Source organism: Enterobacter sp. RHBSTW-00175, from assembly GCF_013927005.1.
GTDB lineage: Bacteria > Pseudomonadota > Gammaproteobacteria > Enterobacterales > Enterobacteriaceae > Enterobacter.
Window position 1 is genome coordinate 3,996,952 of record NZ_CP055930.1, and the last position, 18,640, is coordinate 4,015,591.

Annotated in this window: 19 protein-coding genes; 14 read left to right on the plus strand and 5 right to left on the minus strand. The window is 58.1% G+C overall.

The annotated features are described in order from the left end of the window. Positions 1-29 precede the first annotated feature (29 nt). Genes HV107_RS19020 through puuE form a run of 3 tightly spaced genes read left to right on the plus strand, consistent with a single transcriptional unit; the run spans position 30 to position 2,438 of the window. On the plus strand, positions 30-746 hold the full coding sequence (locus tag HV107_RS19020) for a GntR family transcriptional regulator (protein ID WP_182060366.1): 717 nt from the start codon (positions 30-32) through the stop codon (positions 744-746). After that, positions 746-1,489, plus strand: a complete 744-nt coding sequence (hpxA, locus tag HV107_RS19025; RefSeq protein WP_182060367.1) for an allantoin racemase — start codon at positions 746-748, stop codon at positions 1,487-1,489. Before HV107_RS19020 ends, hpxA begins: the two co-directional genes overlap by 1 nt. 16 nt (positions 1,490-1,505) lie before the next feature. Next, complete coding sequence (gene puuE / locus HV107_RS19030; RefSeq protein ID WP_182060368.1) at positions 1,506-2,438, plus strand: allantoinase PuuE; 933 nt, start codon at positions 1,506-1,508, stop codon at positions 2,436-2,438. Between the two features lie 57 nt (positions 2,439-2,495). Here puuE and hpxZ read toward each other — a convergent pair whose 3' ends face one another. Genes hpxZ through HV107_RS19050 form a run of 4 tightly spaced genes read right to left on the minus strand, consistent with a single transcriptional unit; the run spans position 2,496 to position 6,055 of the window. Continuing rightward, positions 2,496-2,882, minus strand: a complete 387-nt coding sequence (hpxZ, locus tag HV107_RS19035; RefSeq protein WP_182060369.1) for an oxalurate catabolism protein HpxZ — start codon at positions 2,880-2,882, stop codon at positions 2,496-2,498. Further along, on the minus strand, positions 2,879-4,276 hold the full coding sequence (locus HV107_RS19040; RefSeq protein ID WP_182060370.1) for an AtzE family amidohydrolase: 1,398 nt from the start codon (positions 4,274-4,276) through the stop codon (positions 2,879-2,881). The genes hpxZ and HV107_RS19040 overlap by 4 nt, the downstream gene beginning before the upstream one ends. Continuing rightward, complete coding sequence (gene hpxX / locus HV107_RS19045; RefSeq protein WP_182060371.1) at positions 4,273-4,461, minus strand: oxalurate catabolism protein HpxX; 189 nt, start codon at positions 4,459-4,461, stop codon at positions 4,273-4,275. The genes HV107_RS19040 and hpxX overlap by 4 nt, the downstream gene beginning before the upstream one ends. A gap of 10 nt (positions 4,462-4,471) precedes the next feature. After that, a complete protein-coding gene (locus HV107_RS19050; protein WP_182060372.1) occupies positions 4,472-6,055 on the minus strand; it encodes a gamma-glutamyltransferase family protein in 1,584 nt (527 codons plus the stop codon). A 142-nt stretch (positions 6,056-6,197) separates the two neighbouring features. Between HV107_RS19050 and hpxU the strand changes: the two genes are divergently transcribed. The 7 genes from hpxU (at position 6,198) to hpxK (ending at position 12,560) form a co-directional block, all read left to right on the plus strand. Further along, positions 6,198-7,037, plus strand: a complete 840-nt coding sequence (hpxU, locus tag HV107_RS19055; RefSeq protein ID WP_182060373.1) for a MurR/RpiR family transcriptional regulator HpxU — start codon at positions 6,198-6,200, stop codon at positions 7,035-7,037. A gap of 202 nt (positions 7,038-7,239) precedes the next feature. After that, entirely contained in the window at positions 7,240-8,022 is a 783-nt protein-coding gene (locus HV107_RS19060; protein WP_182060374.1) for a transporter substrate-binding domain-containing protein, read from the plus strand. A gap of 3 nt (positions 8,023-8,025) precedes the next feature. After that, entirely contained in the window at positions 8,026-8,691 is a 666-nt protein-coding gene (locus HV107_RS19065) for an amino acid ABC transporter permease (protein ID WP_182060375.1), read from the plus strand. Further along, positions 8,691-9,347: an amino acid ABC transporter permease gene (locus tag HV107_RS19070; protein ID WP_182063547.1), complete on the plus strand. Its 657-nt coding sequence runs from the start codon at positions 8,691-8,693 to the stop codon at positions 9,345-9,347. The genes HV107_RS19065 and HV107_RS19070 overlap by 1 nt, the downstream gene beginning before the upstream one ends. After that, positions 9,328-10,065: an amino acid ABC transporter ATP-binding protein gene (locus HV107_RS19075; RefSeq protein WP_182060376.1), complete on the plus strand. Its 738-nt coding sequence runs from the start codon at positions 9,328-9,330 to the stop codon at positions 10,063-10,065. Before HV107_RS19070 ends, HV107_RS19075 begins: the two co-directional genes overlap by 20 nt. 15 nt (positions 10,066-10,080) lie before the next feature. Further along, entirely contained in the window at positions 10,081-11,322 is a 1,242-nt protein-coding gene (locus tag HV107_RS19080; RefSeq protein ID WP_182060377.1) for an alanine--glyoxylate aminotransferase family protein, read from the plus strand. Next, positions 11,319-12,560 (plus strand): allantoate amidohydrolase, encoded by a 1,242-nt coding sequence (hpxK, locus tag HV107_RS19085; protein ID WP_182060378.1) that lies wholly within the window; start codon positions 11,319-11,321, stop codon positions 12,558-12,560. The genes HV107_RS19080 and hpxK overlap by 4 nt, the downstream gene beginning before the upstream one ends. Here the strand turns inward: hpxK and HV107_RS19090 are convergent. Then, positions 12,557-13,672, minus strand: a complete 1,116-nt coding sequence (locus HV107_RS19090) for an ABC transporter ATP-binding protein (RefSeq protein WP_182060379.1) — start codon at positions 13,670-13,672, stop codon at positions 12,557-12,559. The genes hpxK and HV107_RS19090 overlap by 4 nt on opposite strands. 320 nt (positions 13,673-13,992) lie before the next feature. Here HV107_RS19090 and HV107_RS19095 point away from each other — a divergent pair, with 320 nt between their 5' ends. From HV107_RS19095 to HV107_RS19110, 4 genes are read left to right on the plus strand one after another with little or no spacing between them, the layout of a single operon-like run. Beyond that, the gene (locus HV107_RS19095) at positions 13,993-15,207 is read left to right on the plus strand and encodes an extracellular solute-binding protein (RefSeq protein WP_182060380.1); all 1,215 of its coding nucleotides are present in this window, start codon (positions 13,993-13,995) and stop codon (positions 15,205-15,207) included. Between the two features lie 58 nt (positions 15,208-15,265). Next, the gene (locus tag HV107_RS19100; protein ID WP_182060381.1) at positions 15,266-16,570 is read left to right on the plus strand and encodes a carbohydrate ABC transporter permease; all 1,305 of its coding nucleotides are present in this window, start codon (positions 15,266-15,268) and stop codon (positions 16,568-16,570) included. Between the two features lie 11 nt (positions 16,571-16,581). Beyond that, entirely contained in the window at positions 16,582-17,433 is an 852-nt protein-coding gene (locus HV107_RS19105; RefSeq protein WP_182060382.1) for a sugar ABC transporter permease, read from the plus strand. A 2-nt stretch (positions 17,434-17,435) separates the two neighbouring features. Then, complete coding sequence (locus tag HV107_RS19110) at positions 17,436-18,638, plus strand: arabinogalactan endo-beta-1,4-galactanase (RefSeq protein WP_182060383.1); 1,203 nt, start codon at positions 17,436-17,438, stop codon at positions 18,636-18,638. Positions 18,639-18,640: the final 2 nt, after the last annotated feature.

Genomic DNA, 18,640 nt, shown 5'->3' on the forward strand with positions numbered 1-18,640 from the left:
ATAGCGAAAAGTAAAAAATGGAGTGGGTAATGAACAACGTAAACAGTCTGCACGCCGCGCCAGACCTGCAAGACAAAGACGAATCCATCTTTCAGGCGCTGATGACCGCGATTGTCGAACATCAGTTGCTGCCGGGGAGTAAATTGCCGGAAGAGGCGCTGGCCGAAGTCTTCGGCGTGAGCCGCACGGGCATCCGCAAGGTGCTGCAACGACTCGCGGCTGTGCAAATGGTCACGTTAACGCCCAAACGTGGTGCACATGTTGCCAGCCCGACGGTAGAAGAGGCACAGCACATCTTTCGCACGCGCGCCCTGCTGGAGGTCGCCAACCTGCCGGACGTGCTGGCCCACTGCCAGTCGCCACATCTTGCTGCACTAGAAGCCATTATTGCTCAGGAGCAGCAGGCGCACGAGGCGTACGACGGCCCGGCGGCAATCCGACACTCTGCCAATTTCCATATCCAGCTTCAGGCCATTTCCGGCAACCAGGTGCTGACGGAGATGGTGACAAGCCTTAGCCAGCGTTCATCGCTGGTGATTGCCGCGTGGGGCGCGCCGTGGCGTCAGGGTTGCCGCTGCAACGATCACGAACAGCTTGTGGATCTGCTGCGCCAGAAAGCGCTCCGGCCACTCAGCGATGCCTTAATGCACCATTTTGAACATATCGTCGCCAGCCTCTGTTTTGAACGGGCGGGCGAGTGCCTTCCTGATTTTGCCCGGCTGTTTGCCGGCCACAAGGAGTCGTAATGTCGTCTGTCTGTATACAAGTGATCAATCCCAATACCAGCCGTGGAATGACGGAAACCATCGGCGCGGCAGCGCGCGCGGTGGCAGCGCCGGGCACGGAGATCCTCGCGGTCTGCCCGGATGAAGGTGTGCCCTCGATTGAAGGCCATTTTGATGAAGCCATTGCGGCCGTAGGGGTGCTCGAACAAATCAAGAAAGGCAGGCAGCAGGGCGTGGATGGCCACGTTATCGCCTGCTTTGGCGATCCGGGTTTGCTGGCGGCGCGCGAGCTGGCGCAGGGGCCGGTGATTGGTATCGCAGAAGCCGCCATGCATATGGCGACGCTGGTGGCGACACGCTTTTCCATCGTCACCACGCTGCCGCGTACGCTGATCATCGCCCGGCACCTGCTGCACCAGTATGGCTTTCATGATCACTGCGCGGCCCTGCACGCGATCGATCTCCCGGTGCTGGCGCTGGAAGACGGCAGTGGTCTGGCGCAGGAAAAAGTACGCGCACGCTGTATCCAGGCACTGAAAGAGGACGGTTGCGGCGCCATTGTGCTGGGGTGTGGCGGTATGGCAACGCTTGCGCAGGAGCTGACGCGCGAGCTGCATGTCCCGGTGATCGACGGCGTTAGCGCGGCGGTGAAAATGGTCGAATCGCTGGTGGCACTTGGGCTATCCACCAGCAAGCACGGCGACCTGGCATTCCCGGAAAACAAAGCGTTAAGCGGTAAATTTCAGGCACTGAATCTATTTTAATTATGAGGGGGCCACAATGGCGCTTTTTGAACAGGATTACCCGCGGGATCTGCGTGGCTACGCAGGCAACCCGCCGCACGCGCAGTGGCCGCAGCAGGCGCGTATTGCCGTGCAGTTTGTGCTTAATTACGAAGAAGGGGCCGAAAACCACGTACTACACGGTGACGCCGGATCGGAACAGTTCCTGTCAGACATCATCGGCGCGGCCAGCTACCCGGACAAACATATGTCGATGGACTCTCTCTACGAATACGGCAGTCGCGCCGGGTTCTGGCGGATCCACAACGCTTTCAGCCAGCGCGGCCTGCCGCTGACGGTCTTTGGCGTGGCGATGGCGCTGGCGCGTCATCCCGATATTGTCGACGCCATTAAAGCGGCAAATTACGATGTGGTCAGCCACGGCTGGCGCTGGATCCACTATCAGAATATGGATATCGACCAGGAGCGTGAGCATCTGCAAAAGGCGGTGCATGTGATGACCGATCTGTTCGGCAAACCGCCGACGGGCTGGTATACCGGGCGCGACAGCCCCAACACTCGTCAACTGGTGGCGGAACACGGCGGTTTTGACTACGACAGCGACTACTACGGCGACGATTTACCGTTCTGGACCGAAGTGGCGTGCAGCGACGGTACCCGCAAACCGCACCTGATTGTGCCTTATACGCTGGATACCAACGACATGCGCTTTGCGACCGCACAAGGATTTAATACCGCCGAGCAGTTTTATACCTACCTGAAAGACAGTTTTGATGTGCTGTATGAAGAGGGGGCAAGTTCGCCGAAGATGATGTCTATCGGGATGCACTGCCGCCTGCTGGGGCGTCCGGGGCGTTTTCGCGGCCTGCAACGGTTTCTCGATTATATCCAGCAGCACGACAAGGTATGGGTCTGCACCCGCCAGCAAATTGCCGACCACTGGCGGGAAGTGCATCCGTTTCAAAAATAGCGGTGTCGTATTGTGCCGGGTGGCGGCTGCGCCTTACCCGGCCTACGACTCTCCACATTACGCCATCAAACTCACCTGCGCCGCCACAATCCGCCAGCCGTACGGGAAACGCACCCACGTTTGCTGCTGGCGGCCAATTTTCTCCGTCCCCTCGCGGGTAAATTCGGTGCTGCACACCGCATAATCAGCCCCGAAGGTGGTGATGACCGTATGACGCAGGGTTCGCTGCAACCCGGCGGAAGGGCGCGCCGCACGAAAGGCGCGGATTTCATCAATCCCGTACAGGTTTTCACCTGCGCCCAGCCGCACCGTATTTTTGTCGTGCCAGAACAGTTCATCCAGCACCGCAGTGTTGTTACTTACCAGCGCATCTTCGTAGCGGTAAAACGCAGCCGTGACCTCAGCAACCACCCACGGGAGGTTTACGTCATCATGATTCATCATTGTGCTATCTCCGCAGGGCGGGCATCGGTTATCCCGCTTGCTTCCAGTACTCGCGCCACGCGCAGGCAGGCCTGTTCATTAAACGGCGCGGCAATCAGTTGCAGGCCAATGGGGGCACCGTCTGCCGTGCGCAGGGGCACCGTGGTGACGGGCAAGCCCAAAAACGAAATCGGCTGAGTCAGCATTCCCATGCTGGCGCGGACCGGCAGTGGCTGGCCGTTAATCTCCATGGTCTGCTCACCAATCAGCGTGGCGCTGCGGGGTGTCGCCGGAGCAATCAGCACATCGGCGTAGGAGAATAACGTTTTAAACGCCTGCCGGGCGTGGGCGCGGAAACGCTGGGCCTGAATGTACCAGGCGGATGGGATCATCGCCCCTGCCAGTAGCCGCTCGCGGGAGTGAGGCTCAAATCGTGCGGGCTCGCTTCGCAGCGCAGGCAGGTACTGATTTCCCCCTTCGGACGCGCTGATGATAAACGCCGCTGAGCGGGCAAGCTCTGCGTCGGGGAACAGCAGTTCATCGTGCGCCTCGAGCGCTTTCGCCACCCGTGCAACGGCAGCCCGGGCGTCGGCGTCACACCATGTGCTGAAATAGCCGCCCAGAACAGCGCAGCGCAGGCCATCCAGCCCGCGATCCAGCAGCGGGCGGGTTTGCTCTCGTGAGCTGTCGGCCTGAAAACTGTCGCTGGTGTCGCGGCCTTGCAGCGCATCGTATACCGATGCCAGGTCGCTCACGCGGCGGGCAAACGGCCCGATATGATCCAGGCTTGCAACGAACGGATGGCTGCCCGAACGTGACAGGCGGCCAAAGGTCGGTTTCAGGCCATATATCCCGCACAGGGAGGCCGGTACGCGAATCGAGCCGTTAGTGTCAGTGCCGAGCGAAAAATGGACCAGCCCGGCGGCGACGGCCGCAGCCGATCCCCCGGACGATCCTCCCGCAATGCGCTTCAGATCGTGCGGGTTATGCGTTGCGCCGTAGTGGCTGTTTTCGGTGGTAAACCCGTAGGCGTAAGCATCCATGTTGACCATCCCGGAAAGCAGCCCGCCCGCACTGCGCAGCTGGCGTACCGCAAAGCTGTCGGCGGCAGCAGCAGGGCGCTGGCTGAACAGTTCAGCCCCGGCGAGGGTGGTGTGCCCGGCGACATCAAACAGGTTTTTGACCGCATAAGGAATGCCCGCCAGCGGCGGCAGGGGGCGCTTTTCCCGACGCAGGGTGTCGATATTCTCGGCTTCTGCCAGCATTCGTTCGGCGGTGATCGTCGTCCACGCGTTGAGCTGTGGGTTGATGCGGGTAATGGCATCCAGCGTCTGACGGGCGATGTCACCGGCGCTCAGCTCGCCGTTGCCAAGCGCCTTCTGGATAGCGCTGATACTCATCTCGTGTAGCGTCATGCTTTGTATACTCCTGCAATCTCCTGGCGGTCATCGAGCGGTAACGCCATCAGCGGTGCGGCCATGCTGGCTATGCGGCTGAACTGCAACTGAAGCTCCGCCCGACGGGCGTCATCCAGTTCAACGCCCAGCACGGATTCCATCTGCGCAAGGTATGCGCTCCAGTCGGGTGGTGTGGTGTTCATGGTTTTCTCCTCAGTATCCGGCGGCAGAGCCGTTGCTGCGTGGGTCGAATGCCCCTTCAAGCAGGCCGTTGGGATGGCGAACAATCGCCCCCGCGTGCCCCATGGCTTCGCTAAAGTCCGGGAACACTTCTGTTTCGTGGCCCAGCGCCTGCAAGCGCGCGAGCGTCTGCGATGAGACGCGTCCTTCCAGTTTTAAGGTGTCGGAAGTTTGTCCCCAGGTGCGTCCCAGCAGCCAGCGCGGCAGGCTGATGCTCTCCTGAAGCGGCACGCCCTGCACCACATAGCGGGTGAACAGCGCCGCCTGGGTTTGCGGCTGTCCGTCTCCTCCCATCGAGCCATAGACCATCACGCGCCCGTCGTGCAGGCGTGCGGCTGCCGGGTTCAGAGTATGGAAAGGCTGCTTACCCGGAGCCAGCGCCAGAAGATGAGCCGGGTTGAGGCTGAAAGAGGCTCCCCGGTTTTGCCAGACGATCCCGGTATCCGGCAGAACCACGCCGCTGCCGAACTCGTGATAAATACTCTGGATAAACGAGACGGCAAGCCCGCTGTTATCCATTACCCCCATCCATACCGTGTCACCAGGGCCTTTGCCGGTGCCCCATTGGGCGGCCTGGCTGTCGTTGACCCGCGCAGCGAGCGCATCCAGCTCGGCGGGGGCCAGCAGGCTCTGGGTATCGGTTTTCAGTTCTCGTGGATCGGTAATATGGCTATCGCGCAGGCCGAAGGCCAGCTTGGTGGCTTCGACGATGCGGTGAATGGTGGTGGCCTCGTCGGCATCGGCCATCCCCAGCCGGTCGGTTATCCCGAGTATCGCCAGCGATACCAGCCCCTGCGTCGGCGGGGCAAGATTCCAGACGTCACCCTGCTGATGCTGCAATTTCAGCGGCGTGGTGCGCCGGGCGACGTGCGCATTCAGGTCTGCAAGGGTCACGGGCAGACCGAGCTCCTCCATTCCACGGGCCAGACATTCCGCCAGCGGGCCACGATAAAAGCTGTCCAGACCTTCGTCCGCCAGGCGTTTCAGGGTGGTGGCCATCGCCGGTTGGTAAAAACGGCTCCCGGCCTGAGGTGGTTTACCGTCGATAAGCCAGGTTTCTGCAAAACCAGGCAGGTCTTTCAGTTCGTCAAATTTACTCGCCGTGGCGCTGGCCTGCGATGCGGTGACCGGCGTGCCGTTTTGCGCGTAGTCAATGGCATCTGCCAGCAGGCGTGCCAGCGGCAGCGCGGTGCCATGCATTTCCTGCGACACCTTAAGGGCTTCGTCCCAGCCGCTGACCGTTCCGGCCACGGTCAGCGCCGCGCGCGGGCCGCGATGGGGGATCTGCGTCAGGCCATCATAGGCCGCAAGCGTCGCCAGCGAGCCTGCCGCGCCGCTGGCGTCAATGGCAATGGGTTCACCGCCGGGCGGGACGATAAGCCAGAAGCCATCGCCACCCAGGCCATTCATATGGGGATAAACCACTGCGATGGTGGCTGCGGCGGCCACCATGGCTTCAATGGCGCTGCCGCCTTCGCGCAGAATTGCCAGCGCGCTCTGGCTGGCAAGATGGTGGGGCGCTACGGCCATTCCGTGTGTGGAGACATTACTGTGCATGGGGAGTCCTCATGACCCTGAAAGTCACAAGGTGCTGCAAAAGCTGTTCCAGTTCTGAAAGAAAAGTTTCAGTAAACTGGCACGGATAATGAAACGTATAATAAAAGGCAAAATGTGATGAAACAAAAGTTACAGAGGCGCTATGGAACAGTTAGATGAACGTCTGAAAGGGCAGTACGCGTCATTGTCGCCGCAGGAGCAGCGCGTGGCCGATTTTATCTTCGATCACTTTGACGACCTTATAAGCTATAACAGCGCCGAGCTGGCGCAGCTTAGCGGGGTGTCGAAAGCCACGGTGAGCCGTCTGTTTAAGCGCCTGGGCTATGAGAAATATAAAGACATGCGCGACGAACTGCGCACGCTGCGCCAGAGCGGGATGCCGTTAACCGACAACCGTGATGCGGTGCAGGGCAACACGCTGCTGGCGCGTCACTATAAGCAGGAGATGGCGAACCTGACACAGTGGGTGAATGCGCTTGATGCACATCAGTTTGCCGAGGCCATGGCCTGCATGGTGAAGGCACGGCGGGTGGTGATTATCGGGATGCGCAATGCGTATCCGGCGGCGCTGCACCTGCGCCAGCAGCTGTTACAGGCCCGCGGGCAGGTGCTGGTGCTACCCCAGCCAGGGCAGAGCCTGAGTGAAGAGCTGGTGGATTTAACCGCCGACGATCTGGTGGTGATGATGGCGTTTCGCCGCCGCCCGCGCATTATCCGCCCGCTGATGCAGCAGCTTCAGAGCCGTGGGGTTCCGGTGCTGCTGATGTGCGAGCCGCAGGCCCACAGCCTGTTCCCGCTGGCGAGCTGGCAGCTCTGTGCCCCGCTGGACAGCGTATCGGCCTATGACAGCTACTCTTCGGTGAACAGCCTGATTAACCTGCTGGCGAACGCCTTCCTGCATGAGATCCTCGATAAAGGCCGCCCGCGTATTCACGAGATAGCCTCCCTTTATCAGCAGCTGGATGAGCTGGAGCAACGATAATGGGGCGCCAGGCTGGTGCTTTGCATTAAATTGGTGCAATAAAACGGGGTGAAAAGGCCAGTTCTTTTCGCCCCGTTGTCATTTATTCCTCGTGATATCTGCCTTTCAAACAAAATTTGCCGTTTTGCTTCGCCTGGCACATTAGTTGCAAAAGTTAATTCAAAGAATCTTTTGTTTCATGCTAACGTAACGGGTAAACACCATGAAAAAACTGTTGATTGCACTGGCCGGGGCCGCTTGTCTGTTCACACAACTGCCAGCAAAAGCTGACCAGCTTCAGGATATTGAAAAGCGCGGTACGCTGCGCATCGCCGTCCCGCAGGACTTCCCGCCGTTCGGCTCGGTGGGGACCGACCTCCAGCCGCAGGGTTACGACATCGATATGGCGCGCTATCTGGCAAAACAGATGAAGCTCAAGCTGCAACTGGTGCCGGTGACCAGCGCTAACCGCGTACCGTATCTGCAAACCGATAAGGTGGATCTGGTTATCTCAAGCCTGGGTAAAAACGCCGAGCGTGAAAAGGTGATCGACTTTAGCCGCGCCTATGCGCCTTTCTTCCTCGGCGTATTTGGCCCGAAAGGGGCTGAGCTGAAAGATGCTGCCGCACTGAGCGGAAAAACCATCGGCGTGACGCGCGGTGCGGTGGAAGACATGGTGCTGACCAGCCTGGCGCCGAAAGATGCCGACGTAAAACGCTATGAGGACAACAACACCACGCTGTCGGCCTACCTTTCCGGTCAGGTGCAGTATGTGGCGACCGGCAACCTTGTGGTGGCGGCGATTTCACGTCAGAACGCGGATAAAGCGCCGGTGCCGAGCTTTATGCTGAAAGACTCACCGTGCTTTATCGGCCTGAAGAAAAACGAACCGGCCCTGAAAGCGAAAGTCGACGCCCTGATTGAGCAAGGGATCAAAGACGGCACGCTGAATGGGCTGTCTGAGCAATGGCTGAAAGCGCCGCTGCCGGCAAACCTTGGCGTATAAGGTATGTCTGAGCAACTGCATTTTTCTGAGCTCTGGCCGCACTGGCCGGAGCTGCTGGCAGGGCTGTGGGTCACCATTCAACTGACCGTACTCGCGACCCTCGGCGGCCTGGCTATCGGTATTTTCGGGGCGGCCATTCGCAGCGGGCGGGCAACATGGTTTAGCCGGATCTGGGGCGGTTACGTGGAAATTATCCGTAATACGCCGTTTGTGGTGCAGCTGTTTTTTATTGTTTTTGGCCTGCCCAATATGGGGCTGAAAATGACCGCCGGGGAAGCGGCGCTGCTGGCCATGGTGGTCAATCTGGGGGCGTACAGCACCGAGATTATCCGCGCGGGTATTCAGGTAACGCCAAAAGGGCAGTGGGAAGCCGGGCGGGTGCTGGGGTTAACGCGTTTGCAGACCTTTATCCGGGTGGTGTTACCGCCCTCGCTGCAACGCATTTATCCGGCGCTGGTGAGCCAGTGCATCATCGTGATGCTGGGTTCGTCGGTGGTGTCGCAGGTTTCCTATGAAGAGCTAACCTTTGCCGCCAACCTGATCCAGTCCAGAACCTTTCTGAGCTTTGAGGTCTATCTGGTGACAACCGGGATTTACTTAGTGCTGTCGATTACCCTGCGCCAGTTGATGATGGCGGCAGGACGCAAATGGCTGGGGGTGCAGGCATGATGACCACCTTTACGGACTGGGACATTATTCGCAATCTGCTGCTCGCCGGGCGCTGGACGGTACTGCTGTCGCTGGTGGCGTTTGTCGGCGGAGCGGTAGTGACGCTGCCGCTGTTGCTGCTGCGCATGACGGGCGGACGTACGGTAAAACACCTGATCCGCGGCTATATTGAGCTGTTTCAGGGCACGCCGCTGCTGATGCAGCTGTTCCTGGCCTTTTTCGGCGTGGCGCTGTTTGGCATCGATGTTTCAGCCTGGACCGCCGCGTCGCTGGCGCTGACGTTTTACACCAGCGCCTTTTTGCTCGATATCTGGTTTGGCAGTATTCGTGCGCTACCAAAAGGGCAGTGGGAAGCCTCGCGCTGCCTGGGGTTGAGCTTTGGGCAAACCCTGTTTCGCGTGGTGGCGCCGCAGGCGTTACGCATCGCTATCGCCCCCACGGTGGGGTTTGCCGTGCAGGTGATTAAGGGCACTGCGCTGGCGTCGATTATCGGTTTTATCGAGCTGACAAAGGCCGGGACGATGCTGACCAACGTGACCTACCAGCCATTTAAAGTCTTTGCGCTGGTAGCGCTGGGCTATTTCATTCTGTGTTACCCGCTGTCGCGCTACAGCCGTTATCTGGAGACTAAATTCAATGCCTCTCATCACCATTAATCAGGTGCAGAAGTTTTACGGCGATAACCACGTGCTCAAGGGCGTGGATCTGGATATCGACATGGGCCAGGTGATTTCGATTATCGGGCGTAGCGGGTCCGGCAAAAGCACGCTGCTGCGCTGCATCAACGGCCTGGAAGGGTATCAGGACGGCAGCATTAAGCTTGGCGGCATGACCATTACCGACCGGGATTCCCAGGCGCGTGAAATCAGCCGTTCGGTCGGGATGGTGTTCCAGAACTTCAACCTGTTCCCGCACATGACCGCGCTGGAAAATGTGATGCTCGCCCCGCGCCGGGTGCTGAAGAAAAGCGCCGCCGAATGCCGGGAGCTGGCGCAGCAGATGCTGGAGAAAGTCGGCTTAGGCGACCGCCTGGATTATTACCCGTCGAGCCTCTCCGGGGGCCAGCAGCAGCGCGTGGCCATTGCACGCGCCCTGGCGATGACGCCAAAAGTTTTACTCTGCGACGAGATAACCTCTGCGCTCGACCCGGAACTGGTGGGCGAAGTGCTCAGGGTGCTGGAACAGCTGGCGGCAGAGGGGATGACGCTGATCCTCGTGACGCATGAAATGAATTTTGCCCGCGAAGTGGGCGACCGCGTGGTGTTTATGCACCAGGGGAAAGTGTGGGAGCAGGGCGACAGCAAAACGCTGTTTGCTAACCCGCAGACTACTGAACTGAAACAGTTTATCTCCTCCGTGCGCGGCCTCAATTAACCTAAGGACACAAAGATGGACATCGCTCAATTTCCGCAAATCAATCCACCGCAGCGCCTGCTGATGGGGCCGGGGCCGATCAACGCCGATCCGCGCGTGCTGCGTGCCATGTCGAGCCAGCTGATTGGCCAGTACGATCCGGCCATGACCCACTACATGAATGAGGTGATGGCGCTTTATCGCGGGGTGTTCCGCACCGAAAACCGCTGGACAATGCTGGTGGATGGCACCTCCCGCGCGGGGATTGAAGCAATTCTGGTGTCGGCCATTCGTCCGGGGGACAAAGTGCTGGTGCCAGTGTTTGGTCGCTTTGGCCATCTGCTGTGCGAAATTGCCCGTCGTTGTCGCGCCGAAGTGCACACCATTGAAGTGCCGTGGGGAGAAGTGTTCACCCCGGATCAGGTTGAAGATGCCATCAAACGCGTGCGCCCGCGCCTGCTGCTGACCGTGCAGGGCGATACCTCGACCACCATGCTGCAACCGCTTGCCGAACTGGGCGCCATTTGCCGCCGTTACGACGTACTGTTTTACACCGATGCCACCGCATCACTGGGCGGGAACCCGCTGGAAACCGATGCCTGGGAACTGGATGCGGTGTCGGCCGGGATGCAGAAATGCCTCGGCGGCCCGTCCGGTACCTCACCCATTACCCTCAGCGCGCGAATGGAAGAGGCGATCCGCCGCCGTAAATGCGTGGAAGAGGGTATCCGTACCGATGCTCATCAACACGGCGTGGATGAGATGGTCTACTCCAACTATTTCGACCTCGGCATGGTGATGGACTACTGGGGCCCCGAGCGTCTGAACCATCACACCGAAGCCACCACCGCGCTGTTCGGCGCACGCGAATGCGCCCGGCTTATCCTCCAGGAAGGGCTGGATAACGGCATTGCCCGCCACAAGCTGCACGGCGATGCGCTGCTGAAAGGCATTCAGGCGATGGGGCTGGAAACCTTCGGCGACCTGAAGCACAAAATGAACAACGTGCTGGGCGTGGTTATTCCGCAGGGTGTGAACGGCGATCAGGTGCGTAAGCTGATGCTGGAAGATTTCGGTATCGAAATTGGCACCTCGTTTGGCCCGCTGCACGGCAAAGTGTGGCGCATTGGCACCATGGGCTATAACGCCCGCAAAGACTGCGTGATGACTACCCTGAGCGCGCTGGAGTCGGTGCTGAACTACCTGAAATTTACCACCACGCAGGGCGCTGCAATGCAGGCCGCGTGGGATCACTACCGCAGCGAGACGGCGCTATGAGTCAAGCGACACGCCAGCAGGCGGCAGACCGTGTGATGGCGCGCGCCGATGCGCTGGCCACGATTAGCGAAACCCCGGATGCCCTGACACGGGTGTATCTCTCCACGCAGCATTTACAGGCCAACCAGCTGGTCGGGCAGTGGATGAGCCAGGCGGGCATGACCGTCTGGCAGGACAGCGTGGGCAATATTTGCGGGCGCTATGAGGGGGCGCAGGAAGGCGCACCGGCGGTATTACTCGGCTCGCATCTGGATACCGTGCGTAATGCCGGGCGATATGACGGGATGCTCGGCGTGCTCACCGCCATTGAAGTGGTGGACAGCCTGCATCAGCAGGGGCGGCATCTGGCGCAGGCCATCGAGATTGTCGGTTTTTGCGATGAAGAAGGCACCCGCTTCGGCATTACCCTGCTGGGCAGCCGTGGCCTGACGGGTACCTGGCCTGAGAGCTGGCTCGATAAATGCGATGCCAGCGGTGTCAGCGTGGCGCAGGCGATGGTGCAGGCGGGGCTTGATCCCGCCCGCGTGTTACTTGCCGCCAGAAACAAAGACGATTTCAGCGCCTATCTGGAGCTGCATATTGAGCAGGGGCCGTGCCTGGAGCAGGAACAGCTGGCGCTGGGCGTGGTGGAAGCCATTAACGGCGCACGCCGCCTGAACTGCCGCTTTACCGGTGAGGCCGGGCACGCCGGTACCGTGCCGATGGCCCATCGCAAGGACGCCCTGGCCGCCGCCGCCGAATGGATGGTGATGACCGAAAGCACCACGCAGCGCCACGGCGGCAATCTGGTGGCGACGGTAGGGGAGCTGCGCTGCCTGCCCGGCGCGGTGAATGTGATCCCAGGCGAAGTGACGCTGTCTCTGGATATTCGCGGCCCGCAGGATGCCCCGCTGGATGTGCTGCTCAACGAATTACTGACGCAGGCGCAGGCCATCGCCGCCCGTCGTGGGCTGGATTTCAGCGCCGAGGAGTTTTACCGGATCGCCGCTACCCCGTGCGATGCCCGTTTACAGGCATTGCTGGGCGAGGCCGTTGAATCGGTACAGGGGCGCACGCTGTCACTGCCCAGCGGTGCCGGGCACGACGCCATCGCCATGGCAGAGCGCTGGCCAGTGGGTATGTTGTTTGTGCGCTGTAAAGGCGGTGTCAGCCACCATCCGGCGGAGTCGGTGATGGCTGAAGATGTCGCCCTGGCGATTGAGGCGTTTAAGGGTGCGGTTGAGAGGCTGGCGAGTTAGGCCACTGAACGCACCGCATCTTCGATATCTGCACTGACGCGGACATCCTGTTCGTCAAAGACCATGCAGTGGCGATCGTCGAAGGCCACATCAATCTTCTGCCATGGGGCGAACTTCACGTCTCCTGGCAGCAAGATTTTAACGTTGTCGTGGCCGTAGCACTGACCAAACAGATAGGTGTTATTCCCGAGGCGTTCCACCACTTCACAGTTAAATTCCAGCCCCGTACCCTGGCGAATGTCGGTGGTCAAATGTTCCGGGCGAATGCCCAGCGTCACCTTGCTCCCCGGCGTCAGCGGCGTGGTGGTCAGGGCAAGCGTCAGCGACTTCTGCTGCGACAGCCGCACGGTCAGCTCGCCCGGTTGCCAGGCCTCTACCGTGGCCGGCAGGAAGTTCATCTTCGGTGAGCCAATAAACCCGGCCACAAACTTGTTAACCGGCTTGTAGTAGAGATCCATCGGCGCACCCATCTGCTCAACCTTGCCGTAGTTCATCACCACGATTTTATCGGCCAGGGTCATGGCCTCAATCTGATCGTGGGTGACATACACCATGGTGGTTTTTAGCTCCTGGTGCAGACGGGCCAGGTGTAGGCGCATCTCGACGCGCAGTTCAGCATCCAGGTTTGAGAGCGGTTCATCGAACATAAACACACGCGGGTTGCGCACGATGGCACGGCCAATCGCCACGCGCTGTCGCTGGCCGCCGGAGAGTTGCTTTGGTTTACGGTCCAGCAGATGGGAAAGTTGCAGCGTTTTAGCCACCATCTCCACCTGATGGCGGATCTGATCCTTCGGCACCCTATTCACTTTTAGCCCATAGCCCATGTTTTCCGCCACCGTCATGTGCGGATAGAGCGCGTAGGACTGAAACACCATCGCCACGCCGCGGTGTGACGGGGCGACATCATTCATCACTTCGTTACCAATTAATACTTCCCCGTCGCTGATCTCTTCCAGACCGGCAATCATGCGCAGCATGGTTGATTTACCGCAGCCGGAAGGGCCAACAAAAACGGCGAACTCGCCGTCCTCAATGTCAAGATTCACGTTGTGCAAGGTAACGGTGTCGCCAAAGCGTTTGGTGACATTCCTCAATTGTATGTTCGACATCAGTGTTCCCCGAGTAAGTCGCCAGTTATGTTTTACGTATAACAATTGTGCTTAACATGGCTGGACGGCGCAATTTGTCTGTACTGACTATAACTTCCAGTATTCACGCGCCCTATACAGATATTCCATTAATGTTATGACGATCACACAACTTACAGTTTTTTGTAGAGTTATCATGATGTGAAGGGTAGCGTATAACAAACCAAATGCATTTGACGTCATACGTATACCGCCAGTTATTACAGGCTATTCGGTGGAAGTGAATGAAGTCTGAATGCGATAAAAACCATAAATTGTTATACCTTCACATGAGGTTGATAATGAAAAAGAACATACTCGCTGCTCTGATCCTCTCTACGCTCGCGGTGCAGGTACACGCCACCACGCAGCTTAACGTCTGGGAAGACATCAAGAAGTCGTCCGGCATTAAAGATGCGGTCGCCGATTTTGAAAAACAGTACGACGTGAAGGTCAACGTCCAGGAAACACCTTACGCTCAGCAGCTGGAAAAGTTGCGTCTGGACGGCCCGGCAGGGATTGGTCCGGATGTGCTGGTCATCCCTAACGATCAGCTAGGCGGCGCCGTTGTGCAAGGGTTATTGACCCCCCTGAATCTGGAGGCTAAGCAGACCGAACAGTACACCCCGGCCTCGATCAACGCCTTCAAAATGGATAACACCCTGTACGGTGTGCCAAAAGCGGTCGAAACGCTGGTGCTTATCTACAACAAAGATCTCATCGACAAACCCCTGAACTCGCTTCAGGACTGGTATGACTTTTCTAAACAGCAGCGCGCCAAAAACCAGTACGGGTTGCTCGCCAAATTTGACCAGATCTATTACAGCTGGGGGGCTATTTCCCCGATGGGCGGCTACATCTTTGGTCAAAACGGCAAAGGTGGCTATAACGCCAGCGACGTGGGTCTGAACAAGCCGGGCGCGGTAGAGGCCGTCACGTATCTGAAAAAATTCTATGCGGACGATGTCTTCCCGGCGGGGATCGTCGGCGATAACGGGCTGAATGCCATCGACTCCCTGTTCACCGAGAAAAAAGCGGCTGCCGTGATCAACGGCCCGTGGGCGTTCCAGCCGTATGAGGCAGCGGGGATCAACTACGGCGTTGCGCCGCTGCCTACGCTTCCGGACGGTAAGCCAATGAGCTCCTTCCTCGGGGTGAAAGGTTATGTTGTCTCCACCTGGAGCAAAGACAAAGCGCTGGCGCAGAAATTCATCGAATTCATCAATCAGCCTCAGTACGTGAAAACGCGCTACATCGCGACGCGTGAGATCCCGCCGCTGACGGCGATGATTGACGATCCGGTTATCAAGAATGACGAGAAAGCCAGCGCCGTAGCGGTGCAGGCTGCACGCGCCACCGCCATGCCGGGTATTCCTGAAATGGGTGAAGTCTGGGGGCCGGCCAACGCCGCGCTGGAGCTGAGCCTGACCGGTAAACAAGATCCAAAAGCCGCGCTGGATAGCGCAGAAAAACAGGTTCAGATGCAGATCGAAGCCATGCAGGCCAGCAACCAGTAATTTTCTGTTGTCGCAGAACGGGAGTACAGGCTCCCGTTCTTTTTGAAAGGAGTTGTCTGTGAGTATCATCCCGGAAAATTTTGCCAAACCGCGCGCTGGCGGGCGTCACGCCTGGACCGGCCTGCTGATGGCTGTCGTACCCGGCTTCGGTCAGTTCTATCATCGCCAGTGGCTGAAAGGGATTATCTTCCTGGTGCTGCTTGCCAGCTTTATCGGCGTATTTGCTGATTTTCTGCGTGAAGGGTTGTGGGGGCTGGTGACGCTGGGCGAAGAAGTGCCACGTGACAACTCCATCTTCCTGCTGGCCGAAGGGATCATCAGCGTCTTAATCGCCGCGTTTGGCGTGATGGTCTGGTATCTGTCGATGCGTGATGCGTGGGTTAACGGCCGTAAACGCGATGAAGGCCTGCCGCTAAATAGCGTGCGCAAACAGTACCAGATGCTGCTGAGCGACGGCTTCCCGTATCTGATGATCACCCCGGGTTTTATCCTGCTGGTGTTTGTGGTGGTTTTCCCCATTCTGTTTGGCTTTGCTATCGCCTTTACCAACTACAACCTCTACCACACGCCACCGGCTAAGCTGGTGGACTGGGTTGGCTTTAAGAACTTTATCAATATTTTCACGCTCTCCATCTGGCGTTCGACCTTCTTCGACGTACTCCAGTGGACGGTGGTCTGGACGCTGCTGGCTACCACGCTGCAATGTTCCGTGGGCGTGCTGCTGGCCATCCTGGTGAACCAGAAAGATCTGCGCTTTAAGCCGCTTATCCGCACCATCTTTATTCTGCCGTGGGCGGTGCCGGGATTTGTCACCATTCTGGTATTCGCCGGGATGTTTAACGACTCCTTCGGGGTGATTAACAATGCGATTCTGGCCTTCTTTGGCATTGCGCCAAAAGCCTGGATGACCGACCCGTTCTGGACCAAAACGGCGCTGATTATGATGCAGACCTGGCTCGGCTTCCCGTTTGTGTTCGCCATGACCACCGGCGTGTTGCAGGCGATCCCGGAAGATTTGTATGAAGCGGCCACCATGGACGGCGCCAGCAGCGCGACCAAGCTGCGCACCATTACGCTGCCGCTGGTGCTGTACTCGATTGCGCCGATCCTTATCACGCAATACACCTTCAACTTCAATAACTTCAACATTATCTATCTGTTTAACAACGGCGGGCCGGCGGTGGTCGGGTCGAATGCGGGCGGGACCGACATTCTGGTGTCGTGGATCTACAAACTGACGATGTCCTCTTCGCAGTACGCGATAGCGGCGACCATCACCATCCTGCTGTCGATTTTCGTCGTCGGCCTGGCGCTGTGGCAGTTCCGCGCCACCAAATCTTTCAAAAATGACGACATGGCGTAAGGGACGTAACAATGGCTCAATCACCAAGTATTAAACGTGAGAAGTGGGTACGCCTCTCGCTCTCCTGGCTGGTTATCGTGCTGGTGTCGACGATTATCATTTATCCGCTGGTGTGGACGGTCGGGGCGTCATTCAACGCCGGTAACAGCCTGCTCAGCTCGTCGATTATCCCGGAGAACTTCTCGGTGCAGCATTACGCCGACCTGTTCAACGGCCAGGTGAACTACATGACTTGGTACTGGAACTCGATGAAAATTAGCTTCCTGACCATGGTGCTGACCTTAATCAGCGTCAGCTTTACGGCCTATGCCTTCTCGCGCTTTCGCTTTAAGGGGCGTCAGAATGGTTTGATGCTGTTCCTGCTGCTACAGATGATCCCGCAGTTTTCGGCGCTGATTGCCATCTTCGTGCTGTCGCAGCTTCTGGGGTTAATCAACAGCCATCTGGCGCTGGTGTTGATCTACGTCGGCGGCATGATCCCGATGAACACTTATCTGATGAAAGGCTATCTCGATGCCATTCCGAAAGATCTGGATGAATCCGCGCGCATGGACGGGGCCAGCAACTTCCGTATTTTCATCGAAATCATCATGCCGCTTTCTAAACCGATTGTGGCCGTGGTGGCGCTGTTTTCCTTCACCGGGCCGCTGGGGGATTTCATCCTCTCCAGCACCATTTTGCGCACCCCAGACAAATACACCTTACCCATCGGGCTTTATAACCTGGTGGCGCAAAAAATGGGTGCCAGTTACACCACCTACGCGGCAGGCGCGGTACTGATTGCTGTGCCGGTCGCTGTCCTCTACCTGGCGTTGCAAAAATACTTCGTCTCCGGTCTTACCTCCGGGAGTACTAAAGGATAATCATGAAAAGACTCAAACCCGCCTTGCTTGCTGTTTGCCTCTCATGTGGCCTTGCCGCGAGTGCTTTTGCTGCGGATGCGGTGAAAACGCGTCCGTTTAACGCCATGCCTGCGGATTTTATTAAGGGCGCGGATATTTCGACCCTGCTGGAAGCAGAACAGCACGGCGCGAAGTTCTATAACCAGAACGGTCAGCAGCAGGATGCAATTGCTGTCCTCAAAGCGAACGACGTGAACTATGTGCGCCTGCGTTTATGGGTTGACCCGCAGGATGCCGAAGGCAATACCTACGGCGGCGGCAGTAACAATCTGGAAAACACCATTACGCTTGCGAAGCGCGTGAAAGCGCAGGGCATGAAACTGCTGCTTGATTTCCATTACAGCGATTTCTGGACCGATCCGGGCAAACAGTTCAAACCGAAAGCCTGGGAAAAGATGGATTACCCGCAGCTCAAAACGGCGATCCATGACTACACCCGCGACACCATTGCCCGCTTTAAGAAAGAGGGCGTGCTGCCGGACATGGTGCAGATCGGTAACGAAATCAACGGCGGAATGCTGTGGCCAGAAGGGAAAAGCTGGGGGCAGGGCGGCGGTGAGTTTGATCGCTTAGCCGGGCTACTCAACGCTGCCATTGGCGGGATGAAAGAGAATCTGACCGGTGGCGAGCAGGTGAAAATCATGCTGCACCTGGCGGAAGGCACCAAAAATGACACCTTCCGCTGGTGGTTTGATGAAATCACCAAACGCGACGTCCCGTTCGATATTATCGGCCTGTCGATGTACACCTACTGGAACGGCCCGCTCAGCGCGCTCAAAAGCAATATGGATGACATCAGCAAGCGCTATAACAAAGACGTGATCGTGGTGGAAGCGGCCTACGGCTATACGCTGGAAAATTGTGATAACGCCGAAAACAGCTTCCAGGCCAAAGAAGAGAAGGACGGCGGCTATCCGGGCACCGTTCAGGGCCAGTACGATTATATTCACGATTTAATGCAGTCCGTCATCGACGTGCCTGACCATCGCGGTAAAGGTATTTTCTATTGGGAGCCGACCTGGATTGCTGTTCCCGGTACCACCTGGGCGACCAAAACCGGCATGAAATATATCCATGATGAATGGAAAGAGGGAAATGCCCGCGAGAATCAGGCGTTATTTGATTGCAAAGGAAAAGTGCTGCCGTCAATAACGGTATTTAAATAGTT